Origin of the sequence: Nesterenkonia aerolata (assembly GCF_031470965.1) — a bacterium.
GTDB lineage: Bacteria > Actinomycetota > Actinomycetes > Actinomycetales > Micrococcaceae > Nesterenkonia > Nesterenkonia aerolata.
In genome coordinates, this window is the sequence record NZ_JAVKGR010000018.1 from 22,547 (window position 1) to 46,527 (window position 23,981).

Genomic DNA, 23,981 nt, shown 5'->3' on the forward strand with positions numbered 1-23,981 from the left:
GCCGTGACCAGCGAGTCTGCAGCACCGGTGCCCCCGAATCCGTGGCCGAGTCCGCGGGCGGGGGCACCGGTGCGTGGACGTGTCCTCGTCCCGGCCTCGAAGTCGCTGACGAACCGGCATCTGCTGCTCGCGGCCTTGGCCGACGGGCCCAGCACTGTGGTCAATCCCCTGGATTCTCGGGACAGCCGCCTGATGCTGCAGGCGCTGAGGGCTCTCGGCGCCCGCGTAGAGCACATCGAAGACTGGGAGGACACCGGAGAGCCGGCGGTGCGCATCACTCCGCTCCCGGTGGCCGAGGACGGTCCCGGGGAGCTGCCCGCGGTCAGCATCGACTGCGGCCTGGCCGGCACGGTGATGCGTTTCCTGCCCCCGGTGGCCGCACTGACCGGGCGCATGGTGGACTTCGACGGCGACCCCGAAGCCCGAATACGGCCCATGGCCGCGGTGCTGGACGGGCTCAGCGCCCTCGGAGTCAGGATCGAGGATCCTGCTGCTCCTGACGGAGGCTTCCCTGACACCCTGCCGTTCACCGTGCATGCGCAGGGCGGTGTGCGCGGCGGTGAGATCGCCGTCGATGCTTCAGGGTCTTCGCAGTTCGTCTCCGGGCTGCTGTTGGCCGCACCGCTGATGCCCGAGGGGCTGACGCTGCGGCATACCGGCGCCCAGGTGCCTTCCTTGGAGCATGTGGCGATGACGGTGCAGGTGCTGCGCGAGGTCGGCGTCGTCGTCGATGACTCCGTGGCGGGGCGGTGGCGCGTCTCCCCGGGCCGCCCGCGTGCCTTCACGGTGCGGGTGGAACCGGACCTCTCGAATGCCGGGCCGTTCCTGGCCGCGGCCGCAGCCACCGGCGGAGAGGTGTCGGTACCCGGATGGCCGGTGGAGTCCACACAGATCGGCCGCCGTTGGCAGCAGCTGCTGCCGCAGTTCGGCGCCGAGGTCATGACGACTCCGGAAACGACGGCCGGCTCCTCCAGCCAGACGGTGACCCTGACGGTGCGCGGCGCTCGGGACGAGCAGGGGCACCCCCGCGTGCTCTCCCCCGGCACCGTCGACGGGACCGCAGAGCTGACCCCGACGGTCGCGGCACTGGCAGCACTGGCCCAGGACCCGACGACGTTCACCTCGGTGGCGCATCTGCGCGGGCACGAGACCGACCGGATAGCGGCACTGGTGACCGAGCTGCGACGGCTGGGCGCTGAGGCGGAGGAGACACAGGACGGTCTGCGGATCCTCTCCCCCGTCACCCAGGGCGCGACGGTGCGCTCCTATGCGGACCACCGGATGGCCACCTTCGCGGCGGTGATCGGCCTGCGCCAGTCCGGTGTGGAGATCGAGGACATCGCCTGTACGGCCAAGACGATGCCGACGTTCGCGCAGCTCTGGAGCGAGCTGGTGGCGCAGAGTGCGGAGACGCACTGATGGGCCCACAAGCCTCCCGCCGGGAGTTCGACGAATCCGATGTCCGCGTCCGCCCCAATAAGCGCGGCTCACGGCCCCGGACCAAGGAGTCCCCGAGCTATGCCGATGCGGAGCTCGGCCGCGTGGTCACGGTGGATCGGGGCCGGTACACCGTCCTGCTCGACTCCCCCGCTGGGTCCCCCGCCGAGGCGACTGACCATGTGGTCAGCGCTGTGCGGGCCAAGGCGCTGCGCCGGACTCCGGTGGTCCCGGGCGATGTGGTCGCGCTCGTCGGTGACACCTCCGGCGAGGAGGGCACCTTGGCCCGCCTAGTGCGGATCGAGGAACGCTCCACGCTGCTGCGCCGCTCGGCGGATGACACCGATGATGCCGAGCGTGTCGTCGTGGCCAATGCGGACCGGCTGCTGATCGTCGTCGCTGCGGCCGACCCGACACCGCGGACAGGGTTCATCGACCGGGCCCTGGTGGCCGCCTACCACGCGGAGATCGAGCCGATCCTGCTGATCACCAAAGCCGACCTCGCCGAGGACCCGCAGGATCCGGCGGGGCTGGTGACCCATTACGCGGAGCTGAGCCTGCGCACGGTGATCTCCGGTCGCGTCGGCGACGGAGCAGCCGACCCCGGGGCAGCCGCGCTCGGAGCCGCCGGCCCCGGAGCAGGCACTGAGCCGGACCCGGGGCTGAACCCCGCCGCCGTGAAGGAGCTTCGCGGGCTGCTCGCCGGCTCCGTCACGGCGATGATCGGTCACTCCGGTGTGGGGAAGTCGACGATGGTCAACACGCTGACCGGGGCGGACCGGGCCACCGGAGGCGTGAACGCGGTGACCGGCCGGGGCCGGCACACCTCCTCGTCGGCGGTGGCCCTGCATCTGGAGCCGGATGCTGACCTCGACGTCGAGACGGCACGCCGGTCCTGGGTCATCGACACTCCCGGTGTCCGCTCCTTCGGCCTGGCCCATGTCAGCCCCGATGACGTCCTCGCCGCTTTCGAAGACCTGGTGGAGGGCTCCGTGGACTGCGAGCCAGGCTGCCTGCATGAATCCCCCGAGGGCGGCTGCGCCCTCGATTCCTGGGTCACCGCTGGCCGGGCGGGGGCGCACGGGCCGGCCCGACTGGCCTCGCTGCGCGGGCTGCTGGGGTCATTGAACGGTGCAGATGAGGGCGCGCGGGAGAAGCGGCTAGGGTTGGGCACATGACCCAGCACATGACCAGCCCCTACACCGAGGACCTCCGGCTGGCGCATACGATCGCCGATGCCGTCGATGCGCAGACGATGGCGGCCTTCACCGCCATGGACTTCGAGGTGGAGACCAAGCCGGATCTCTCCCCGGTCACCGCGGCCGACCGAGGCGCCGAGGAGACGATCCGCGCGCATCTGACCCGGGCCCGCGGGCGGGACGCCATCTACGGTGAGGAGTTCGGCTCCACGGGGTCGGGGCCGCGCCGGTGGGTGATCGACCCGATCGACGGGACGAAGAACTTTGTGCGCGGCGTGCCCGTGTGGGCCACGCTCATCGCCTTGGTGGAAGAGGGCCAGCCGGTGATGGGTGTGGTCAGTGCTCCGGCGCTGAACCGCCGGTGGTGGGCGGCCAAGGACGGCGGCGCCTACACCGGGCGCAATCTGATGAAGGCCACCCAGCTGGAGGTCTCGAAGGTCTCTGAGCTCTCCGATGCCTCCTTCTCGTATTCGAGTCTGGACGGCTGGCGGGAGCGGGGCCGTTCGCGGAACTTCCTGGAGTTCACTGACGCGGTCTGGCGGACCCGCGCCTACGGTGATTTCTGGTCGTACATGATGGTCGCCGAAGGTGCCGTCGACGTCGCGGCCGAGCCGGAGCTGGAGCTCTACGATATGGCCGCACTGGTGCCCATCGTCACGGAGGCCGGTGGCCGGTTCACCTCGCTCGACGGCGAGGAGGGCTGTTCGGGGGCTGATGCGGTGGCCACCAACGGCCTGCTGCATGAGGCTGTGCTCTCGCGCCTGGCACCGGATGATCCGACCCCTTGGGCGCAGGAGCCTGGCGCCGAGCAGTGAATGAGAGCGCCGAGGTCAGTGCCCTGTCTTCTCGGGGAGGCCACCGAGGCTGTTCAATCGGAGATAGTTTCCCGGCCTGAGATAGTTTCCCGATGTGGCGCCGGGCGGATATGTCCTCGCTTCCACGCAATGCCCAAGAGCACTGCGGCGACGGCGAGGCAGACTGCGGTGCTCACCACGGAGCTCCAGAGGCGGTTGCCCGGGTTGGCGATGTGGAGGAAGCCGAAGATCACCGAGGTGATGAGCAGCGCGCTCCAGGTACCCAACCAGTCGTCCAGCAGCCGCAGTGCGATCCCGCGGAAGAGCACCTCCTCCGTGCATGACGCATGATAATCGTCGCGAAGAAGACGACCCCCTCTAGGGCAAGGGCCAGCGCGACTGTCTGGTCGGAGTGTCGACGGGACCCTCAGTCCGTCACAGTTTGCTATTTAGGCATGACTAAACCTACGCTGGGCGCCATGCCTTCCGTCTCACCGTCGAGCCGTGGCCTTCCACCGCTCCACCCATTCCTCCCCTGGGCGCAGCGGCCCCACCGCCGGCGCTTCTCCCACGGACAGGCAGCAGCGATCACCGCTGTCATAGCATCCGCCCTAACGCTGAGTGGATGCGCAGAGTCTTCACCGGAGCGCAGCACTGATGATCGCGGAGATGAACGCCCCCTGGTCCTGACCACCTTCACCATCCTGGAGGACATCACTGCGCAGGTCGGCGGGGACCGCGTCGACGTGGAGACCATCGCCCCCGCTGGCGCGGAAATCCACGAGTACGACCCCACACCCTCCGATCTGCGCACCGCAGCGCAGGCAGACCTGATCCTCTCCAACGGCTTAGGGCTCGAGGCCTGGTATGACAGGTTTCTCGACCAGGTAGAGGCGGAGAACGTCACGCTGACCCAGCACATCGATCCCCTGCCGGTGACGTCTCTGCCCGGTCATCCCGAAGCCGGTGAGGACCTCCCCGAGAACCCCCATGCCTGGATGTCTCCCACTGTGGCGCAGGACTACGTGACCGCGGCGGAGGAGGCCCTCAGCGAGCTCTCTCCTGAGGATGCCGAGTATTTCGCGAAGAATGCCGCCGAATACCGCGCGGAGCTGCAGGAGATCGCCGATGACGCCCGAGAACGCGTCGAGCAACTGGACTCTCGGGCCCATCTGGTGACCTGCGAGGGAGCCTTCAGCTACCTGACGGAAGATCTCGGCCTCCAGGAGCACTACCTGTGGCCGGTCAATGCCGGCACCGAAGGGACACCGCAGCAGATCGAGGCGCAGACCCAATACGTCATCGACCACGAGGTGCCCATGATCTTCTGTGAATCCACGGTCAACGACGCCGCCCAGCAGCAGGTCGCTGAGACCGCCGACGCCGAGCTCGGTGAGCCGCTGTACGTCGACTCCCTCACCGGACCCGACGGCGACGCTCCGACGTTCCTGGAGCTGCTGCGCTATGACATCGAGCGCATCCTCGACGGCGCTGAAGCCGGGAACCCCGGAACCCAGGAGACATCATGACCCCACCAGCACACCAGCATCCTGCACTGCAGGTCACTCGACTCAGCGCCGGCTACCCCGGAGTCCTGGCCCTGGAGGATGTCGAGCTGAGTGTCGAACCCGGGCACCTGTGTGCTCTGCTCGGCGCCAACGGTTCCGGGAAGTCCACTCTCTTCGCCGCGCTGTTAGGCCTGCGCCGCCCGTTCGCCGGGGCGGTGTCGATCTTCGGTCAGCCCCCCTCCAAGGCGCGACGGCATAATCTGGTCAGCTATCTGCCGCAGCTCGATGCGGTCGACCATTCCTTCCCCCTGACCGTCGGGCAGTTGGTGATGATGGGCCGCCATCCGCATCAGGGCATCACCCGCCGCGTCCGCGCGCAGGACCGCCGCCTCGTCGAGGACGCCCTGGAACAGGTGGATCTGCAGCATCTGGGGCACCGGACCGTCGGCGAGCTCTCCGGGGGGCAGCGGCGGCGCGCTATGCTCGCCCGTTCCATCGCCCAGCAGGCACCGCTGATGCTTCTCGATGAGCCCTTCGCCGGGGTGGACCGCACCTCTGAGGAGCTCATCGTCTCGGTGCTGCATACGCTGCGCGACGCCGGCACTTCCCTGCTCGTCTCGACCCACCACCTCGACGGTGTCGAGTCTTTGGCCGATGACGTCGTGCTGCTGCATCGCCGGGTACTGGCCTCCGGGCGCCCCGAAGAGGTCCTGACCGAGGAGCAGCTGGCTCAGGCCTTCGGCGCAGTCCTGGCGTCGAACCCGGAAGGGAGCCGGTGATGGTGGACCTGCTCATCGCGCCCCTGTCCTTTCCCTTCATGCAGCACGCTGTCATCGTCGCGGTCACCGCCGCGGCGGTCTGCGGGCTGCTGTCCTGTTGGCTGGTGCTGATGGGGTGGTCGCTGATGGGTGAGGCGGTGGCCCATTCGATCCTGCCGGGCGTCGTGCTGGCCTCATTGGTCGGGCTTCCCCTTGCGGTGGGCGCTTTTCTGTTCGGGCTGGTGGCGGTGCTGCTCATCGGTGCGGTCGGCGCCGCGCCGGGGCTGAAGCGTGACACCTCCATCGGCGTGGTGTTCACCTCGCTGTTCGCCGTCGGCCTGGTGCTGCTCTCGGTGACGCCGACGCAGACGCATCTGCAGCACATCCTCTTCGGCGATGTCCTCGGCGCCTCACGCGCCGATGTGCTCACCGTCAGTCTCCTGGGCCTGGTGACCATTACGGTCCTCATGGTGCGGCGGCGTGATCTGGTGCTCTTCGCCTTTGACCGCACCTATGCGCACACGGTGGGGCTCTCCACACGGGGGCTCGCCGCACTGCTGCTGAGCCTGTTGGCGCTGACTACGGTGACGGCGCTGCAGACCCTCGGAGTGATCCTGGTGGTCGCGATGCTGGTGATCCCCGGGGCGACGGCGCTGCTGCTCTCGCGCACCTTCTCGAGGATGCTGCTGCTCTCCAGCCTCAGCGCTGTGCTCTCCGCCCTGATCGGTCTCTATGCCAGCTATTGGCTGGATGTCGCCTCGGGGGCGACGATCGTGCTGACCCAGGCCGTGCAGTTCACTCTGGCCTATCTCTTCGCCCCGCGGCGAGGACTGATCGCCCGGCTGTCTGAGGGGCGCCGACGGCGCAGAATCAGTTCTACCGAGCCGACCGCAGCGACCGAGAGCACCACAGCCGAGGTGATCTGATGAGCCCCCGCACCTCAGACCAGGGCCGCTCCACCCGCGCCTCCTCGGCCACCACGTCGGTGGAGGATTACGCCAAGACCATCTACGGGCTCAGCGAGTGGGACGGTGCTGCGGTCACCGCCTCGGATCTGGCCCGCGCACTGGGTGTGTCGAACCCGTCGGTGAGCACGATGGTGCGCAAGATGGCTGAGCTCGGACTCGTCGAGCACCAACCCTATGCCCCGGTGGAGCTGACCGAGGAGGGCAGGCGGCTGGCTTTGGCGATGGTCCGTCGACATCGGCTGATCGAGACGTGGCTGGTCCGCGAGCTGGGGTACGGCTGGGATGAGGTTCACCAGGAGGCCGAACGCCTGGAGCATGCAGTCACCGACCTGTTCATCGAGCGGCTGGATGTCCGGCTCGGGTACCCTCGCGTGGATCCGCACGGGGATCCCATCCCCTCCCCCGAGCTGGTCACGTACTACCCGGAGACGGTGCTGCTGTGCCGTGTCGGTTCCGGCGGCCGGGTGCGGCTGGAACAGGTCGACGACGGCGTCCCCCAGGCGCTGCAGCTGCTGCAGGCCCAACGCCTTGCACTGGGCTCCTCGGTGGAGGTCCGGGATGCCGGGGGCCGCGATCCTGCAGGCGGTGATGCTGCAGGCCGGGAGGTGATCGTCGTCGGTCCGCACGGGGACCTGCGCCTGCCTCATGACGTCGCCCATGCGGTGCGCGTCTGTGTGCTGGATGGGTAATACCCTGGGATGGTGCCCGATGTTTCTAATGCTCAGCCTTCGACGGTGGACCACCGGCGTATCCCCCTGCGGACGCTGGTGCCCCTCGTCGCACTCGGTGGCGCCGTCGGTGCGCTGCTGCGCTTCGGGCTCGGTGAGCTGATCCCGGAACAGGGGATGAAGTTCCCGTGGACGACTCTGCTGGTCAATCTCTCCGGTTCTGCCGCCTTGGGACTGCTGGTGGGGATCGCGGCCGTGCGGACCAAGACTCCGTCCTGGGTGGTCCCGACTCTGGGCACGGGTCTGCTCGGTGCGTATACGACGTTCTCGACGGTGATCCTTGTGCTGCTGCCCTCTGTGCCCGGGGCCGCACTGGATTCGCTGAGTACCGTCACCTATGTCTCCCCCGGGATTCTGGAGGCCGGAGCCTATCTGCTGATCAGCATCATCTTCGGCACGATGGCCGCCGCCGCGGGGTTGGTGACCGCACGGGGGATCTTCGGCTACCTCGGTCATGACGCCGAACGACGGGCAGCGGGCCGCGGCGGAACGGGGGGCCCGTCATGATGGCCACACTCTCCGTCGCCACAGTGCTTGGCGTAGCTCTCGGAGGTGCGCTGGGGGCTGTTCTGCGTCTGCTGTTGGACCGATATCTGCGCGGTGGGGTGCTGCTGGCCAATATGCTGGGATGCTTCGTCCTGGGGTTCCTCTTCGGGGAGTTCTCCGTGCTGCAGACCGACGACGCCACGGTGGACGTCGGGTGGCTCAGCGAGCCGGTGCTGGCAGTGCTGGCGGTCGGTCTCGTCGGCGCGCTCTCGACGTTCTCCACGGTGTCCCTGCGAGTGGCGCAGCTGTGGATGGATGGGCGGCGTCCGCGGGCGGTGTTCACCTGGACCAGCCATGTCCTCTGCGGTATCACCGGTGGCGTGCTGGGGGTCGCCGTCTCCGGGATGCCGGCCCTAGGCTGACCCTCCCCACTATCGAGTATCCCTGGCTTTGTGAGTTCTCCCGCCGTATGTTCCACGGGATTCCTCACAAAGCCAGGGATACTCGATAGTGGGGGATGTATGATGGGGAGCTGGTCTCTGGCCGAGGCATACGCCGAACACGCTGAAGGAGGTGGCGAGAATGGCCGCGAAGAAGTCGAAGAAGGGTCCGAAGGATCCGAACAACCACGTGGTCGCCACCAACCGGCGGGCACGTCATGACTATGAGATTCTGGACCGTTACGAGGCCGGCCTCGTCCTCACCGGCACGGAGGTGAAATCTCTGCGGGAAGGCCAGGCGGCGCTGACCGACGGGTTCGCCTCCTTCTCCAACCCGACTGAGATGTGGTTGGAGCAGGTCCATATTCCGGAGTACCTCAACGGCACGTGGACGAATCATGCGGCGCGCCGGAAGCGGAAACTGCTGCTGCATCACCGGGAGCTGGATAAGATTCAGCGGCAGACCGAAGGTAAGGGCTACACGGTGGTGCCCCTGCAGCTGTATTTCAAGGACGGCAAAGCCAAAGTGGAGCTCGCCATCGCCAAGGGTAAGCGTGAGTTCGACAAGCGCGAGACGCTGCGGCGGAAGCAGGACGACCGTGAAGCTCAGCGGGCGATGCGCCAGCGCAACCTCGGCGCAGCCTGACCACATGTATCACTCAAGGGAACTGGCTGATCAGTCCGCATAGTCGGGTGCTGGAGGTTCACCCCAGAACTCTTCCAGTGTCACACCGGCGTCCGAGACGGCCTGAGCAGTCGGTCTCCCGATGTATCGGAGATGCCACGGCTCTGGCGAGTAGCCGGTGATGGCTTCCGCTCCATGCGGGTATCTCACGATAAAACCGAAATCTGAAGCGTTCTCAGCCGTCCACTCTCCGTGAGGCGTCTCGCCGAAACAGCGGATGGAGTCGCAGTGTGGAGAGTCACGAGCCTGTATATCTATAGCGAGCCCGGTCTGGTGCTCAGAATGACCAGGCCGCGCCACGTAGGCATCCGCTTCCTCGACTCCGTAGCCCTCTACTCGCTGTTCGTACAAACTCTGCTGAGAGTCGAATCCTCGGTAGCCTGACGCCAGTTCCAATTCGAGTCCGGCCTCTGCCGCGGCACCAAACATCTCCTGCATCGCCTCATCCACTTCGCCACGCACCAGAACACGTGAAGGCAGTGTCTCCACACTGGCGTCAACAAGATCCTCCGGCCGATGATCTTTCGGTTGGACCGGGTTGAGCGGGTTGACCAAGACGTAGATCGAGGACGGGTCAGTGGAGGCTTCTCGCACGACGGAATCTTGGCCGGAGCCATGAGACTCGGTAGTTTCCACTGGTTCCGGCGGCAGGGAGCGTTCTGGCTCGGCGGCAGGTTCGGACATCGCGCCTGCATCTGCGGAGGAATTGCCCGATGCTTCACATGCCGAGAGGAGAACAGCGGCCATCCCGGCAATCAGCCAGGGGCCGAAGGTTGTTCGGCGGGATGCGTTCATCGTCGGACCTTCTACTCCGTATCTCGCTGCTTCACCTTAGATGCTCTCACTGTGGTGGCGGCACCGCGAACGGCGTGGGGCCCGCAGGAGTGCACCTGCACAACAGAAAACCCGGGACATATCGGAACATTGAGGGCTCCTGTAGAGTGGCCCTCAAGCCGACATGCCCCGGGTTTTCGCCCGAATTTCTGCGGATTTGGTGGAGACGGCGGGAATCGAACCCGCGTCCGATGTGGATTCTCATGGGCTTCTCCGGGTGCAGTCTGCAGCAGGGTGTTACTCGGCCCCAGCCATCATGCAGACAAGTGGCTGTCCCGGGCCCATCCGTGTGATTGTCGTGATACTCCCCCACAGAAAAGGGAGCACCACCAGTGGCTGTCTAGCTGATGCCAGACACTGAGGCGACAGCGTCCTCAGGCTGACAGACTTGCGCTGGCTGGATTATCAGGCAGCCAGGGCGAAGTCAGTGCGCTTAGAATCGGCACTTATTGGGTTGCAGAGAGTATTTACGAGGTCCTCTTGCTTCCTCGACCCGCTTCCCCATGATCAACTCACATCGTCGAAACCGATCGTCCCCGTATGCGGTTATCAAACCACTTCTCCCACCCGGATCCATATTCCAGGCAGGCATTCCAGTGTAAGCCACTGTGCAGCTTCCTGTGAAGCGTCCGACGAGACTCATGAAAAGTGCCCGCGAACTGGCTCCCGTGCCTCACGTAGGAATGCCCGCGTTGTGGGAGTCGTCGGTAGGGCATGGGAAGTGAGTTGACGATGGCCTCTCGTGCTGAGGTAACGACGAAGTTCGCTCGTGACTACGCCCGGGCATCGAAGAAGGACAAGGGGCGGGTGTTGGACCAGGTGGTGGCCGTGACGGGCTGGTCACGGGACAACGCCCGGCGGCGTCTGACAGCGGCAGCCAAGGCACCCCCGGGCAGGGGCAGGACCCTCGCGGCGCGGCCGCGGAAGCCGCGGCGCCCGAAATACTCCTACGACGCACTGAAGGTCCTCCAGCGGGTGTGGGCGGCCTCGGGGTACCAGTGCGGAAAGTACCTGGTTGTGTCGATACCGCTGCTGCTTGACCTCCTGGAGAAGGCCGGGCACCTCGAAGCGGGCTCGGACCACTACAGCGAATCGGTGCGGGCGGAGTTGGAAGCGATGAGCGCCGCCACGATCGACCGCTACCTCCAGCCCGCCAAGGCGAGAGACCACCTGCGGGGGATATCGACCACGAAAGCAGGCCCACTGCTGCGCACCTCGATCCAGATCCGCAAGGCCGGCGACGAGGTCGAGGCCGAGCCGGGCTTCTTCGAGGTCGATACCGTCGCCCACTGCGGCCCGGTGCTCAAGGGCGAGTTCGCCCGCACCGTGAATCTGACCTGTGTGCATACCGGGTGGACGTTCACCCGCAGCATCCGCAACAACGCCCACAAGCACATCCTGGCCGCGCTCGACGAGGCGGTCGCCCAGATCCCGTTCGCAGTCTCGGGGATGGACTTCGACAACGGTTCGGAGTTCCTCAATCACGGCATCGTGAACTGGGCCGGTGACCTGGGCATCTATTTCACTCGCGGCCGTCCCTACACCAAGAACGACCAGGCCACGATCGAGTCGAAGAACGGGCACCTGGTGCGCAAGCACGCGTTCTACTACCGCTACGACACCACCGCCGAGCGGAAGGTCCTCAACGACCTCTGGCGCCTGGTCGATGACCAGTTCAACTTCCTCAAGCCCACCAAGAAGCCCTCCGGGTGGGGCACAGACCGCGCTGGACGCCGCAAACGGCTCTACGACGACCCGGCGACCCCACTGGACCGGCTGCTACGCGCCGGAGTGCTCTCACCCACCCAGGAGCGCGAGTTACTCGCCTACCGCGACCGCCTGGACCCGCTGGACACCGCACGCCGTATCAGCGACCTCCAGACTCGCCTGATCGCCCTGGCACGCGAGAAGACCGAGCAGCTCTACCTCGCCCAGATCCCCTCCGCTCTGCCCGACGTCCGCAAGGGCATCCACGTCGCCCAAGCCTCCTAACCCGCCCGACACGAGCCAGACCATTCGCGGGCAATCACATCTGAGGCACCACCAAACTTTCGCGGGCATCTTGACATGAGGCACTACGGCGTCCGTCCACGCCGTCGGTGCTCTAGACGCGCAGGTAGCGGCGCACCGTCAGCCAGGACGCGAGAACGGCGAGCACCAGGGCGATAAGGATCAGCATCGGCATGATCAGCCAGGAGGCGGAGGAGTCGATGAAACTGATCCCCGGCACCTGCTGGGCGAGCCATTGGCCGAGCACGAACTCAGCGATCACCCACGTAGCCGCGCAGGCCAGCAACGCTCCGATCAGTGCGGCAAGCGCCCCTTCGAAGATGAAGGGCAGCCGGATCATCGACTTCGAGGCACCCACCAGACGTTTGATCCCGGTCTCACGGCGTCGGGCAAAAGCGGAGAGCCGGATCGTCGTGGAGACCAGCAGCACCGCGCAGACGATCATCACGGCCGCGATGATCAGCGCGACCATCGTCATCCCGTTGAGGATCCCGAAGACCTGGTCCAGGATCTCCTGCTGGTCAGCCACGCTCTCCACTCCCAGGGCCGAGGCGAAGAGCTCAGTGACCACCTCGTACTGCTCGGGGTCGACCAGCAGGATGCGGAAGGACTCGGGCATATCGGCGGCCTCCACCGACGAAGAGTCTGCGTCCTGGCCGCGTTGATCGAGAAAGTTCTCCAGCGCTTGGTCCTGGGACTCGTATCGGTAGGAGTCCACGTACTGCGCGGCAGCCCCCTCCTCGAGCGACTGCTCCACCGCCTCACGCTGGTCGTCGGTGACGGCCCCTGCCGGGCAGGCCGAGGCCGGTGAGCCCTCCGTACACAGGAAGACCGAGACCTCCAGCTGTTCGTGAAAGTCATCGGTCATCTCATCGACCTGGGTCTGCATCAGCGCCGCGGCACCGACGAAGGTCAGGGAGATGAAGGTCACCAGGATCAAAGCCGAGACCATGGCGACGTTGCGGCGCAACGAGGTGAAGGTCTCACCGAGCATGTGCAGTAACCGATGCATCAGAGCCTCCCCTCCTCGAAGCGGACCTCATCCTCATCGCGGTCCAGGGCGTCGAGCTCCTCGAACTCTTCGTCGCCGGCCTGGCCCGCCGCGTCGTCGCGCTCGGTGAAGCCCTCCTGCTGCACACCGGTCAGCTCAGTGCCGTCGACGCCAGCCGGTACCTGTTCTGCAGGTTCCTGAGCCGTTACAGGACGACGGTCCTCCGGCCAGGTGATCCGGTAGGCCTGGGCCGCTTCAGCGCCGAGATCGGCGGCAGAGTCCTCAGACTCCCCTGGGTCCTCGGCCTTCTCCGGGCGGTCCCGGTCCGGCAGGTCAGTGTAATCACCGAAGCCGGCAGGCTTGGGGTCGATGGCGCGAAGACCGGCCGCGGCCTCCTGCTCGTTGAGCAGTTCCCAGGCCCGGGAACCTCGGGGCGGGTCATAGGTGCCCTGGGGATCGTCGCGGACCAGCACACCGTGATGGAGCTGGACGACCCGGCGGCGCATCTGATCGACGATAGGCCGATCGTGGGTAGCCATGATGACCGTGGTTCCAGAGGCATTGATCCAGCGCAGGATCTTCATCACCTCAGTGGAGGCGTGCGGGTCCAGGTTCCCGGTGGGTTCGTCGGCCAGCAGCACGGCGGGCTCGTTGACGATGGCCCGAGCTATGGCGGCCCGCTGCTGCTCACCACCTGATATCTCGTGCGGATAGCGGCGGCCGAGGTGATCCAGCCCCACCGTCTCCAGCACATCGGTCACACGCGCTCGCGTCTGAGCTCGGCGCGCACCGATGACATTCATGGCGAAGGCGACGTTGTCGTAGACGGTCTTATCGGGCAGCAGCCGGAAGTCCTGGAAGACCATGCCGATAGATCGTCGATACGCCGGCACCCGGCGCTCCAACATCAGCCCCAGGTTCTGCCCGGCGACGGTGAGCCGCCCGTGCTGTGGGAGTCCTTCGCGCAGGATCATCCGCAGCAGAGTGGATTTGCCGGAGCCGGAGGCACCGATGAGGAAGACGAAGTCACCGCGGTCGAATTCGACGCTGACGTCGTCGAGGGCGGGTCGGCCGTCGCGCTCATAGCGCCGGGTGACGTGCTCGAAGCGGATCATCGGTCAGGACCTCCCGGGGATCAGGCCTCGTCGCCCTGGGCCCGCCACCGGATACCGGCGTCGATGAAGCCGTCGAGGTCACCGTCGAGCACGGCCTGGGCCTGACCGGTCTCGTGTTCGGTGCGCAGGTCCTTGACCATCTGGTAGGGGTGCAGCACGTAGGACCGGATCTGATCTCCCCAAGAGGCTTTGATGTCTCCGGCGAGGGCCTTCTTCTCCGCGCTCTCCTCCTCCTGTTTGAGCAGCAGCAGGCGGGATTCGAGCACGCGCATCGCGGCCGCACGGTTCTGGATCTGGGATTTCTCATTCTGCATGGACACCACTGTGCCGGTGGGCAGGTGGGTGATGCGCACTGCAGAGTCAGTGGTGTTGACCGACTGCCCGCCGGGCCCGGAGGAGCGGAAGACGTCGATCTTCAGGTCGTTCTCGTCGATCTCGATGTGGTCGGTTCCCTCGATGAGCGGGATGACCTCGACGGCGGCGAAGCTGGTCTGGCGGCGGCCCTGGTTGTCAAAGGGGCTGATCCGCACCAGACGGTGAGTGCCGGCTTCCACGGAGAGCGTGCCGAAGGCATAGGGGGCTTTGACCTCGAAGGTGGCGGACTTCAGCCCGGCCTCCTCGGCGTAGGAGGTATCGAGCACCTGCACGCTCCACTCACGAGTCTCGGCCCAGCGGGTGTACATGCGCAGCAACATCTCGGCGAAGTCTGCGGCGTCGACTCCCCCGGCACCGGAACGGATGGTGACCACGGCCTCACGCTCGTCGTACTCACCGGAGAGCAGAGTCACGACCTCAAGGGACTCCAGGGCCTTGGAGATCGCGGCCACCTCAGTGACGGCCTCCCGGCGGGTATCCTCATCACCCTCCTCCTCAGCCATCTCAACCATGACCTCAACATCATCGATACGTTGGGCGAGATCCGTGATCCGACGAAGCTCACCCTGCCGGTGCGAGAGCTTAGAGGTGACCTTCTGAGCATTGTCCTGGTCATCCCAGAGATCCGGGGCCGCGGCCTGCTCAGAGAGCTCATCCACCTCGGCCCGCAGCTTCTCGACGTCGGTGACCTGGGCGATGCGGTCCATAGTGGCGCGCAGGCTGCGCAGCTCAGCGGGGAAATCAGTCTCTGCCATAACGAGTCCACACTACCGGTTACTGCTCCGGCCAAAGCGGAGGCTGGGCGGCGGCTCTGCGGCCGGAGGCGAATCGCCGTGCGAAGCTCAACCAGCTTGCTTGAAAACAGCACACCACCGGCTGGGAACTGATGCGCAGAGTCAGCGACGCAGAATGACCCGAGCGTGGGACTCCGCGGACACAGGCACCTCGGCCGGCAGCATCTGGGAGATCAGAGGCAGCTCGGCAGTCGTCGACAACTCGATATGGGCAGTGCGGCCTCCATCGGTGACCTGCACTGCGGTGATCTCCACGCCGTCGAAGCGCTCCTGGGCGCCGGAAGTATGCAGATACTCTTCCGCAGCGGCGAGCGCCTGACCTTCAGACACCGTCGGCCGGACGTCGCCAGAGGCCGTCGCGCTGAGTGAGGCCGCTGAAGCTGCCCCATCAGCGGCGGCCAACAGACGACGAGCCTCAAGATTGACTGCCGTCGCCCCGATGACCACTGCGGTCACCGAGAGCACCAGCAGCATCATGCCGAGGAACAGCACCGTGCTCTGCCCCTCCTCCCCGCGAAGGGCGACGACTCTCCGGCGCATTGTGCCCTTCGTTGTTCCATTCACTGTGCCCTCACCTGCACAGAGTTCGAAGAGACAGTCGCCAACGTCGGATCCCATGACCCCAGCGACGAGAGCAGCGGAACCGGCACGGTCACATCCACAGTGACCGAGACGAGATCCCCGTCATCCTCACAGCTGCCGGCAGGACAGTCGATGCTGATCTCTGCCTGGGAGGCGTCAATGTCGTAATCCGCCAAGGCTGCGGACACGGCGGCTTCAGCCCGAGAAGCAGAATCTTCCGGGTTCTCGGCCGTGGCATGCATCTTCGCAGCCTGATCGGCAGCACCCACTGAAGCATACGAGGCGACTTGGAGGCTCGACACAGCCACGATGAGATACACCACTGGCACCAACAGCACAGCGGTGAGCACCACGAACTCGATGATCGAGGAGCCCTCCTCATCCCCGGCATGTCCCGGTCGACGACGCAGCGCCGCGCTCAGCTCACTCGAACTCATAGGCACTGCCGGTCACCTCCACGCTGCCGACGCCCGGCCCGATGCCGAGGACGGGCACCTGCGAGCGCACAGTAACCCGCAGCGTCCGTTCGCCCTCATCGCCCAGGTACTCATAGCTGACTTCTTCAGCGTGCTCATCGGCCAGGCTCTGACTGATCAGATCCCTAGTGCGCTGGACTCCGTCCTCGGGGCCACGGTCCTGCAGTGCGCCGAACCGGGCGCCGGTGGAGGCGGCGTCAATCAGAGTGTTGCGGACGTGGACGAACACTGCCAGCTGAATGATCGTCACCGTCAGCAGCACCAGCACGGCGGCGACCATCGTGAACTCCGCCGTCGCCGCACCGGTTTCCCCGGTCTCAGCAGTCACCTCGGTCTCAGCAGTCCCCTCAGTCTCACCGACCTCGTCGCTCTGCCCGGTGCCGCCGGCGCCATCGCGGCTGAACCGCGCTGGGCGCCGTCTCACTGGGAGACGTTGCTGATCGCGTCGTTGAACAGGCCCTCCAGCGCTGGCTGAGCGATGGCCAGCAGCCCTGCCACCAAGACGGCGCTCATCAAGGTGATCATGACCCACCCGGGCACATCGCCCTGCTCATCCTGAAGGCGGGCCATCAGTCGGCGGAAGAGGTCGAGGTGAGAAGCAGGAACGGTCTCATCAGTGGTGCGGTGCATCAGTAGTCCTCTCAGTCTTGTCGTGATCTGGTGATCTCGGTGTTCTTTTTCGTTCTCTTCAGCGATATCCAGTTATAGGTTCTTGTCGTTATCAGTCAGGTGTATTCCTTCGGACGCCCCGAGCAGACGCCTATATCAGACGCCGATCGAGAGCAGTTCCACCCCGGGATAGACCGCGAAGACCACAGTCAGCGGCAGGACCCCGAAGACCAACGGGACCATCATGGAGATCTCCTTCTTCCCCGCCGTCTCCATCAATTCGCGTTTGGACAGATCCCGGACGTCCTGAGCCTGGGCCCGCATCACCTCCGCCAAGGGCGTCCCTCGCTCCATCGCGACGATGATGCCCTCGAGGAACCGAGTGATCGGCGCCGAGCGGACCCTGGCAGACATGCGCTTCAATGCTTCGGAGAAACTGGCACCAGCCTGCATCTGACGCTGGACTCGCAGGAACTCCACATGCAGTTCCCCGCGGGAGACACGGCTGACACGTTCGAACGCCCCCGGAGCGCTCTCACCGGCACTGACCGCCAGCGCGATCATCTCCGCCACCGTCGGGAATTCCGAGAGCATCCGTGTGTGCCGCCGGCGGATGCGTGCGGTCAGCATCGTGTCTCTGGCCCCATAGCCGAGCACACCGGCGGCGAGCACGCTGACCACGGCCAACAGCGGGTGGAAGGCATCAGCGAAGAACGCCATGACCTGTGCACCGATGGCAAGCGCACCGGCCGAGACCGCCATGACCAGCTGCTGGAGGCGATAGTCGGCGACGCCGAGCGGTGAATCGGCCTGTTCCAATCGTGCGTGGAGCTGCTCGGAGTCCACGGCGAACCGCTCCACATGTTCGCGCAGCGCCTCCACCACGGGGAGGAAGAGACGCCCGGCGGCTCCGATGGGCACCGCACGGGGACGGGACGTGCTGAACAGATCTGTGGCAGTCGCCGAAGACCGCAGGTGCGGGGTGACCCGGTCAACCAGCCGAGGTTCGTTGAGCACCGGCAGGGAGAAGATGACGATGAGCGTTCCGAGGCCGAGACCCAGTCCGGCCACCAGTGCCCAGGCGATCGAGGTGGTCACAGCAGCACCCTCGCTTCCGTGGGCAGAGCACCGATGCGCAGCATCAGCCGGTAGCAGATCACTGAGACGCCCAGTCCGACGGCCAACACCATCAGACCGGTGACGCTCTGATAGGCCTGGGCGGCTTCAGGCTGAGTCGAGATCAGCAGCACCACGATCCACGGGGCCGCCACGGCGAGCTTCGCGGCGTTCACCGTCCACGACTGGCGCGCCTCGAGCTCGCTGCGGGTGCGCGCCGAATCACGCAGGAACTCTGCCAGCGTGCCCAGCAGCCGGCCCAGGTCAGAACCGCCGACCTCCCGGGTAATGGTCAGAGAGATGACGATGCGATCACCGACCGGGTCGGCCAACCGCTGCTTCAACCCGGCCAGGGCGGTATCGACGCTCTGACCGGAACGGTAGTCCTTGGCGAACTCCTCGAATGGCTCACGCAATGGTTCGGGGCCGGAGGTGCCCAACTGCATCAAGGCCTCCGGCAGTGACATCCCCGCGCGCACTGCTGAGCGCAGGTGATCGACGGCATCGGGCCAGATCTCACGCAGCACCGCACGCCGTTTCTTCGTCTGCCAGCGCAGCACCACGATGGGCACGGCGGAGCCGAATGCCGCGAAGCACAGTGCCAGGGGCACCGCCGTGGTCATCACCAGCACGGCCAGACCGCTGATCAGCGCACATCCGAGCATCGCGGTGATCACTCCGGAGATACCGACGCGCCGATGACCGGCCTCTGCCAAGAGCTGCTGGAGCCGCCCCCGCCGAGGCCCCTTGGGCCGTCGCGGCGGCATCGGCCAGAACGACCACCAGATCAGCAGCAGCCCGACGCCGAGCATCAACCCTAGTGCCACACTCACAGCAGCACTCCTGCACGTCCGATCCGGGCCTTCGCCTCGGCGCTGAGCTTCTTGCTGTCCAGCACGGCCGAGGGGTTCAGCTGAAGCTCCCCGTCGCGGCGCTCGAAGAGGGTCGTGGTCTCGATGGCTTCACCTTCCACACGCCCACCCACGGCGAGGATCTCGTCGACATGCCGGTGGCCCTCGGCATCACGCGCACAGTGGACGACGAGGTCCACGCAGGATGCCACCGTCGGCACAATGAACCCGCGACTGATGTTCTCACCCGCCAGGAGCGGCAACGTGCAGATCGGGTTGTTCTCGGAAGCTGTCGAAAGTTGTTCTCGGAACTGGTCTTGGAATGTTACGAGACCTATTGAGAGGTCAGTGTCCGGGGCCATTTCTCGCTGCGTCGCCGCTGTCGAGAGGCCTCAGAGCCCACGGAGACGCTTCAGGTGGTTCTTCTGCTGTTTTCGGGCATGAAAAAGCCCCGCCTGGCCCTAATCAGGGCATGACGGGGTTGGGTCGGAGCTGTTGTTGTTTAGATCGCGGATTCGCCTCTGGTGGGAGGGCTCCAGTCTGGTCCGCGTTCTCGTTGCCGTCGTTTCTTCGGCGGGGCGTTCCAGGGCTTGGGCAGTTCCTTGCCCCAGGTGACATCACGCAGCCGGGGTGTGTTCTTCTTCTCTGGGCCACGACCGCGGGAATCGACCTGGATGTTCTTGGCCATGAAGACCTCGGTCTTGTGCATGTTGGTGGCCACTAGCAGCAGGGCGGTGAAGATGTAGTTGGCTGCGTAACCGCGGATACGGCGGCGGTCAGCGATCGCCAGAGCTGCTCCGGCGCCGTTCTTGGCTGAGGCATTGACGGACTCGATGGTGTTACGGGTGGTGGAGTACCAGGTGTACCACTCAGGTGTGCCGAACTGGATACGGGGATCCATTGCCTGGCGGTCATAGACCGGGCCACGAATGATGGAGGTTCCGCCTGCGTTGGTGCAGAGTTTGCCGCGGGTGTGCTCTGCCGGGACGTTCTTGGGCATGATCGGAAGCAGCGCCAGGTGCTTGCCCGTCTCGGCTTCGATGTCCCTGGGCCGTAGGGGGCAGGCCACGGTGGGGTTCGGTCCGGCGGCTGGGCAGCGCATCTGCTGACCACCGCCCTCACGAGTCGCAGCCTCATGGGGCTGGAGCATGTACTTGGCACGCTGTTCGAGGCGCTTCTGCCAGGTGTCGTAGTCGATGCTCTTATCGACCCGGTAGTGGACAGTAGCTTTGATGAGGTTCTCTTTGCCTCGCAGAGCGGGGCTGTAGAGGTTTCCTTCCAGGACAATGAAGTGTCCCTCGTCGTAGGGCTTACCCAGATCGTCGACCTTCATGTCGAAGAGCAGCTGATAGCCCAGCTCGCGGGCGGGGATCTGGAAGTTTTCGGCCAGGGGGCTGTTGCCGTAGGCACGGTCTCCGATGATGAGCCGGGCGGGCAGGCCTGCTCGGTTCATCTGTTCCAGAGCGATGATGGCGTTCTGTCCGGGCTCCACCGCGGGCTTGTCGAAGCTCATCCCGACTGCGAGTTGCGGGAAAGTCGTCACCCGGCTGGGGTCGTTGGTGGCCATGGAGACGATCGCGGCGTCGTATCCGAAGATGCCCTTGTTCTTGAGCTGCTGGGTTGGAGCATCATCGTCGAGGAAGTGGTCGCCCTTTCGCTGGTACCAGCCTGCTTCGTACTCAGTGCTGATCCACTGGCTGGTCTTGCTGTGGCCACGGGAGTGGACGGGAACCACGGTCCCATCGACTACGGCGTTGCCCTTCCAGCGGCGCCGCACCTCACGGGGCAGGTCCTTATAGGACTGGACGATCAGGGCGTTGCAGATCTGGTGCAACCGTTCACGGCGCATTCGCACGGCGTCCTCGTCCAGAGACGCCAGGTGGTTCTGGCGGGCTTCGCGGCTCATCTTCTGCCGTCGCGGCCCGGGCTCGGGGTCTACCACGGCAAGCAGGCGGTGGAAGGCCCGATCAATCCGGTCATAGACCGCATCGGCAGTCGCCTTCTCGTCGAGCTCGATACCCAGCCGCCGCCGGGTGTGGTCACTTAGCCCGTATCGGGCGAGGTTGGCGGCATTGCGGGTGGTCATCGCCTGCCCGGCGCAGGCCAGCGTCAGGTACAGCGCGAGCACTGCGGCGAAATCCATGGCAGGCTTCGGGCCAGCCTGCTTACCAGCAGCGATCCGGTCCTCTTCCATCCATCGGTAGAGCTCTGCGCTGATCCCGGTGCGCTTGATGTGCCCGAGCGTGCGCACCACATCCTCGTCACTGGCGTTGATGCGCTTGGAATAGACCCCTCGCCACTGACGGGTCTCGTCCAGGACATAGTCCTCGTCGAAAGAAGCCTGGGCACTCATGCCTGCGCCCCTTCGATACCCATCTGCTTCTTCAGGGCATTACGCTCCCGACGGATCTGATTGCAGGTCTCACGGTTGGCCTCCCGGTATTGGGCCTTCCTCTCTGCGTCATAGGCGCGAAGTGCTGCCACAGCAGCCTCATAGGGCTCCTCATCCAGGTACGGGATGACCCGATCCAGAGAACTGGGTGTCTTCAGACCGGCAGCAGCGATGAAGGTGTTCAGCCCGACCCCGGAGTTCAGCAGACGCACATACCAGGTGATCCGCATCCGCTTGGTGTTGACCCGCGTCCCGAATCGTTGTGCCTGGGTGCGGGTCCGGTTGATGATGTCGGTAGTGATCGCGTGCTTGCCGCCGTGACTCTCGGGGCGGAAGAGATAGGCATCGGGCTCTACGGCCTCGGCCAGGACGATCGCGCAGTCTTCCCACTCCGCGAGTACGGCCACCTGCCGGGGGTTCTTTCCGCCGACGTGGATGATCACGCCTTCGGGGGTCTCCACAATGTTGCGGCCACGCAGAGTACCCAGATCCGCTGGGGTCAGGCCCGCACCGAGACAGTAGGTCAGCAGCACCCAGCAGCAGTGCCGCATATAGGGCGTGGACGAGGAGGAGGCCCAGAGCTTCAAAGACTCGATCTCCTCAGCGCTGTACGGGGCCTGGTATGCCTGGTGAGGCACAGACTGGAGCTTTACCAGCCGTTTATCAGCAGGCAGCAGGCGATTCGCCACCGCCAGCAGACGTCCGCGGACTGCGCCATAGGACTTCGGGGCGCGGTCCTTGACGACGTTGATGGCGTAGTAGGCAATCAGGTCCCGGTCGAAGATCTCCGCGTCATCGAGATCTGTGCCCATGATCCGGTACGCCCAGTCCACGTATCGGGCTACGACCGATTGGGTCGGCTTCGGGTGACCGGCGCTGTATCGCCCGACGTTGAGCACCACTCGGATGACATAGTCGCGGATGGGCCCGTAGTTCTCCCCCACCCCGTCCGCGATGGGCCGGTAGGCGTGGACATCGGCGATCTCGGTCTCAGTCAGTTCACGCGGCTCAGCCAAGAGATTCGTCCCCCTCTCGGCCACTCCGTAGGTGACGTACGACCCATGACCTCGCGGTGTTGCATGAGACCGGTACTCCCTGCGCCGGGACGTCTCGACCTGAGGCAGAAGGTCCGCATCGGCCCGCTTCCGGACTCCGGTGTCGGCACGACGTGCTCGTGCAGGGGCGAACCCGGCAGGTGGACCCTCGGCGAGCTCGGCAGGAAACGGCCGATGCTGCCAATGGACGTACCGCTGAGCGACCGGTCCCAGCATCAGCGGCAACAGGTCGGACCACGGACCCGGCAGGCCGCATCGCAGTTCGGCGGTCTCCGAGGAACTCAGTTCTGGCGCATTCATGCCCGGGGAGTATCCGGAGAGCGCAATGGCCGGCCCAAATCATGGGTCGAACATACCTTCGAATGCGATGAACGGACAAATGCGTCCGTTTTGCATGGCAGTCAGTGTCATCTGCCCGCGTGGGCGCCATGGCACATATGCTGGAGGGGTGCCTATGCAGCCCCGCGATTATCTCGACGAGCCTGAGCTCTTCGCTGACCCCAATGCGTCAGTGAAGAAGGACCTCAAGGCTGAAGGATCTGCTCACCGGCACGATGCTGTGGCCGCGGAGCTTCAGTCGGTGATTGCTTACACGGTGAAGTCCCGGGTGAAGATCGACGGGCGGAACCTCAACGCAGTGGCGGCCTCTGCCGGCATGGATTACAAGAGGCTCTACCGCCTGCTGACCGGCCAGACCTGGATCAAGCTCGCAGACGTGGTTGGACTTTCCTACGTGCTGGGCACCGACCTGGCCAGGATCTATGAATACCGAGGCAAAGACCTTGCCGGGTACCGCAGAGCACAGGATGCCCTTTTCAGAGAGCCGGGGGCGATCCTCCAACCCCACCAGCGCAACCCGCAGGGCCAATAAGCCTTCCGCTTGTTACTGCCGCGCCCACCGTTGCACCGTGCCATAGGCGATGCCTGACTGCTCAGCGAACGTCTTGAGGATCCGCCCCTCCTCGACCACTTCTTTGGTCAAGTCGACCTGCGCGGCATCGAGCACCTGCCGGACCTTCGCGAGCTCACAGTAGAGTTCCATCAAGTCCAGGTTCTCGAACTCATCATCATGAACCTCCAGCAGGGCATTGAGCCGCTGAGCAACCTCGCGCAGCGGAGCGACCGCCCGATACTTCGGGGCAGGAGGCCGGCACGGAGAACACTCCTGACACCCCTCCGCAACGCAGGGATAAGCCGATTCTGAGACATTGAGCGTGGTGTCGTAGCTATCCATGCCCAGGGAGTGTCCGGGATGACAGCCACGGCGGTACGCCCGTCAACTGGTGCCTAACAACTCGTTGTCTGGGGTCTCACCGCACAGTTCGACTCTTCAGTGCCATGAGCGTCGTCCGGATTTACAGGACGGTCGGCACTCTCTCCCGCCCCGCCTACAGATTGAGGCGCGGTGTTCAACGGTCGCGGCCCAAGCCACGACTGCTAACCCTGGTTAGATGTGCTCTTCCCGGCTGGCCTATGGAATAGAGGTGCAGGAACATCGAAGGAGAAGGAAACAAGGGGGGCCTGCGGATGTATCAGGACATCAGCCCCAGTGTGTGTATCGGGGCATCATGGACAGTTCTGTGTCAAGACAGCGAGGACTTCGCTTCACAGCGACGGTGGGTTCTTCTGAGGACTGCTCAGTCCCTAGACAGGCAAGGGGCTAAGGAGGGGGTGCATTGTAGACATCGCGGCTTACACAGAGCTTGGGGCTCCCGTGCAGACGATCTAGGGCGTGTCTCCTATGTGCGTAGGCAGGCGATGATGGCGCAGAGGACTAC

The 23,981-nt window shown here is 65.3% G+C and carries 26 protein-coding genes, 1 other RNA gene and 1 pseudogene; 12 read left to right on the plus strand and 16 right to left on the minus strand.

The genetic code is table 11. The features are described from left to right. Positions 1–3: 3 nt before the first annotated feature. Genes aroA through hisN form a run of 3 tightly spaced genes read left to right on the plus strand, consistent with a single transcriptional unit; the run spans position 4 to position 3,451 of the window. The gene (gene aroA, locus RIL96_RS11530) at positions 4–1,419 is read left to right on the plus strand and encodes a 3-phosphoshikimate 1-carboxyvinyltransferase (protein ID WP_310549172.1); all 1,416 of its coding nucleotides are present in this window, start codon (positions 4–6) and stop codon (positions 1,417–1,419) included. Continuing rightward, positions 1,419–2,615, plus strand: coding sequence for a ribosome small subunit-dependent GTPase A (gene rsgA / locus RIL96_RS11535; protein WP_310549173.1), 1,197 nt, complete (start codon positions 1,419–1,421; stop codon positions 2,613–2,615). Before aroA ends, rsgA begins: the two co-directional genes overlap by 1 nt. After that, a complete protein-coding gene (gene hisN, locus RIL96_RS11540) occupies positions 2,612–3,451 on the plus strand; it encodes a histidinol-phosphatase (RefSeq protein WP_310549174.1) in 840 nt (279 codons plus the stop codon). Before rsgA ends, hisN begins: the two co-directional genes overlap by 4 nt. Before the next feature lie 53 nt (positions 3,452–3,504). Here the strand turns inward: hisN and RIL96_RS11545 are convergent, their stop codons facing one another. After that, a complete protein-coding gene (locus RIL96_RS11545) occupies positions 3,505–3,879 on the minus strand; it encodes a CPBP family intramembrane glutamic endopeptidase (protein ID WP_310549196.1) in 375 nt (124 codons plus the stop codon). Between the two features lie 6 nt (positions 3,880–3,885). Here RIL96_RS11545 and RIL96_RS11550 point away from each other — a divergent pair, with 6 nt between their 5' ends. The 7 genes from RIL96_RS11550 to smpB all read left to right on the plus strand — a co-directional run bounded on the left by RIL96_RS11550 (position 3,886) and on the right by smpB (position 8,964). After that, positions 3,886–4,959: a metal ABC transporter solute-binding protein, Zn/Mn family gene (locus tag RIL96_RS11550; protein WP_310549175.1), complete on the plus strand. Its 1,074-nt coding sequence runs from the start codon at positions 3,886–3,888 to the stop codon at positions 4,957–4,959. Further along, complete coding sequence (locus tag RIL96_RS11555; protein ID WP_310549176.1) at positions 4,956–5,717, plus strand: metal ABC transporter ATP-binding protein; 762 nt, start codon at positions 4,956–4,958, stop codon at positions 5,715–5,717. Before RIL96_RS11550 ends, RIL96_RS11555 begins: the two co-directional genes overlap by 4 nt. Then, a complete protein-coding gene (locus RIL96_RS11560) occupies positions 5,717–6,622 on the plus strand; it encodes a metal ABC transporter permease (RefSeq protein ID WP_310549177.1) in 906 nt (301 codons plus the stop codon). The genes RIL96_RS11555 and RIL96_RS11560 overlap by 1 nt, the downstream gene beginning before the upstream one ends. Then, on the plus strand, positions 6,622–7,353 hold the full coding sequence (locus RIL96_RS11565; protein WP_310549178.1) for a metal-dependent transcriptional regulator: 732 nt from the start codon (positions 6,622–6,624) through the stop codon (positions 7,351–7,353). The genes RIL96_RS11560 and RIL96_RS11565 overlap by 1 nt, the downstream gene beginning before the upstream one ends. A 12-nt stretch (positions 7,354–7,365) precedes the next feature. Further along, positions 7,366–7,899, plus strand: coding sequence for a fluoride efflux transporter FluC (locus RIL96_RS11570; protein WP_310549179.1), 534 nt, complete (start codon positions 7,366–7,368; stop codon positions 7,897–7,899). After that, a complete protein-coding gene (locus RIL96_RS11575) occupies positions 7,899–8,300 on the plus strand; it encodes a fluoride efflux transporter FluC (protein WP_310549180.1) in 402 nt (133 codons plus the stop codon). Before RIL96_RS11570 ends, RIL96_RS11575 begins: the two co-directional genes overlap by 1 nt. 160 nt (positions 8,301–8,460) lie before the next feature. Next, entirely contained in the window at positions 8,461–8,964 is a 504-nt protein-coding gene (gene smpB / locus RIL96_RS11580) for an SsrA-binding protein SmpB (protein ID WP_310549181.1), read from the plus strand. A 30-nt stretch (positions 8,965–8,994) separates the two neighbouring features. On the opposite strand, the gene RIL96_RS11585 is transcribed toward smpB, so the two are convergent. Together RIL96_RS11585 and ssrA are read right to left on the minus strand one after the other, a co-directional pair. Beyond that, on the minus strand, positions 8,995–9,798 hold the full coding sequence (locus tag RIL96_RS11585; protein ID WP_310549182.1) for a M15 family metallopeptidase: 804 nt from the start codon (positions 9,796–9,798) through the stop codon (positions 8,995–8,997). Between the two features lie 197 nt (positions 9,799–9,995). Beyond that, positions 9,996–10,375, minus strand: a transfer-messenger RNA (tmRNA) gene (gene ssrA, locus RIL96_RS11590). A 194-nt stretch (positions 10,376–10,569) separates the two neighbouring features. On the opposite strand from ssrA, the gene RIL96_RS11595 reads away from it, so the two are divergent. Further along, positions 10,570–11,829 (plus strand): integrase catalytic domain-containing protein, encoded by a 1,260-nt coding sequence (locus tag RIL96_RS11595; protein WP_310549183.1) that lies wholly within the window; start codon positions 10,570–10,572, stop codon positions 11,827–11,829. 112 nt (positions 11,830–11,941) lie between these two features. Here RIL96_RS11595 and ftsX read toward each other — a convergent pair whose 3' ends face one another. The 12 genes and pseudogenes from ftsX to RIL96_RS11655 form a co-directional block, all read right to left on the minus strand. Continuing rightward, positions 11,942–12,859 (minus strand): permease-like cell division protein FtsX, encoded by a 918-nt coding sequence (ftsX, locus tag RIL96_RS11600; RefSeq protein ID WP_310549184.1) that lies wholly within the window; start codon positions 12,857–12,859, stop codon positions 11,942–11,944. Next, the gene (ftsE, locus tag RIL96_RS11605) at positions 12,859–13,953 is read right to left on the minus strand and encodes a cell division ATP-binding protein FtsE (protein ID WP_310549185.1); all 1,095 of its coding nucleotides are present in this window, start codon (positions 13,951–13,953) and stop codon (positions 12,859–12,861) included. The genes ftsX and ftsE overlap by 1 nt, the downstream gene beginning before the upstream one ends. 20 nt (positions 13,954–13,973) lie before the next feature. Next, positions 13,974–15,083: a peptide chain release factor 2 gene (gene prfB, locus RIL96_RS11610; protein WP_310549186.1), complete on the minus strand. Its 1,110-nt coding sequence runs from the start codon at positions 15,081–15,083 to the stop codon at positions 13,974–13,976. 141 nt (positions 15,084–15,224) lie between these two features. Next, the gene (locus tag RIL96_RS11615) at positions 15,225–15,686 is read right to left on the minus strand and encodes a hypothetical protein (protein WP_310549187.1); all 462 of its coding nucleotides are present in this window, start codon (positions 15,684–15,686) and stop codon (positions 15,225–15,227) included. Further along, positions 15,683–16,141, minus strand: coding sequence for a hypothetical protein (locus RIL96_RS11620; RefSeq protein WP_310549188.1), 459 nt, complete (start codon positions 16,139–16,141; stop codon positions 15,683–15,685). Before RIL96_RS11620 ends, RIL96_RS11615 begins: the two co-directional genes overlap by 4 nt. Further along, on the minus strand, positions 16,128–16,604 hold the full coding sequence (locus tag RIL96_RS11625) for a TadE family protein (RefSeq protein ID WP_310549189.1): 477 nt from the start codon (positions 16,602–16,604) through the stop codon (positions 16,128–16,130). The genes RIL96_RS11620 and RIL96_RS11625 overlap by 14 nt, the downstream gene beginning before the upstream one ends. Then, positions 16,601–16,810 (minus strand): hypothetical protein, encoded by a 210-nt coding sequence (locus RIL96_RS11630; protein ID WP_310549197.1) that lies wholly within the window; start codon positions 16,808–16,810, stop codon positions 16,601–16,603. The genes RIL96_RS11625 and RIL96_RS11630 overlap by 4 nt, the downstream gene beginning before the upstream one ends. A gap of 135 nt (positions 16,811–16,945) precedes the next feature. Beyond that, positions 16,946–17,887 carry a type II secretion system F family protein gene (locus tag RIL96_RS11635; protein ID WP_310549190.1) on the minus strand — a complete coding sequence of 314 codons (942 nt, stop codon included), beginning with the start codon at positions 17,885–17,887 and terminating at the stop codon, positions 16,946–16,948. Beyond that, on the minus strand, positions 17,884–18,738 hold the full coding sequence (locus tag RIL96_RS11640; RefSeq protein ID WP_310549191.1) for a type II secretion system F family protein: 855 nt from the start codon (positions 18,736–18,738) through the stop codon (positions 17,884–17,886). The genes RIL96_RS11635 and RIL96_RS11640 overlap by 4 nt, the downstream gene beginning before the upstream one ends. Then, positions 18,735–19,028 (minus strand): annotated as a pseudogene (locus RIL96_RS11645) (CpaF family protein); the annotation flags it as partial. The gene RIL96_RS11640 and the pseudogene RIL96_RS11645, both read right to left, overlap by 4 nt. A gap of 230 nt (positions 19,029–19,258) precedes the next feature. Then, positions 19,259–21,109: a hypothetical protein gene (locus tag RIL96_RS11650; protein WP_310549192.1), complete on the minus strand. Its 1,851-nt coding sequence runs from the start codon at positions 21,107–21,109 to the stop codon at positions 19,259–19,261. Beyond that, a complete protein-coding gene (locus RIL96_RS11655; protein WP_310549193.1) occupies positions 21,106–22,503 on the minus strand; it encodes a hypothetical protein in 1,398 nt (465 codons plus the stop codon). The genes RIL96_RS11650 and RIL96_RS11655 overlap by 4 nt, the downstream gene beginning before the upstream one ends. 148 nt (positions 22,504–22,651) lie before the next feature. On the opposite strand from RIL96_RS11655, the gene RIL96_RS11660 reads away from it, so the two are divergent. Continuing rightward, positions 22,652–23,074, plus strand: a complete 423-nt coding sequence (locus RIL96_RS11660; RefSeq protein WP_310549194.1) for a hypothetical protein — start codon at positions 22,652–22,654, stop codon at positions 23,072–23,074. A gap of 12 nt (positions 23,075–23,086) precedes the next feature. On the opposite strand, the gene RIL96_RS11665 is transcribed toward RIL96_RS11660, so the two are convergent. Further along, on the minus strand, positions 23,087–23,437 hold the full coding sequence (locus tag RIL96_RS11665) for a hypothetical protein (RefSeq protein WP_310549195.1): 351 nt from the start codon (positions 23,435–23,437) through the stop codon (positions 23,087–23,089). Positions 23,438–23,981: the final 544 nt, after the last annotated feature.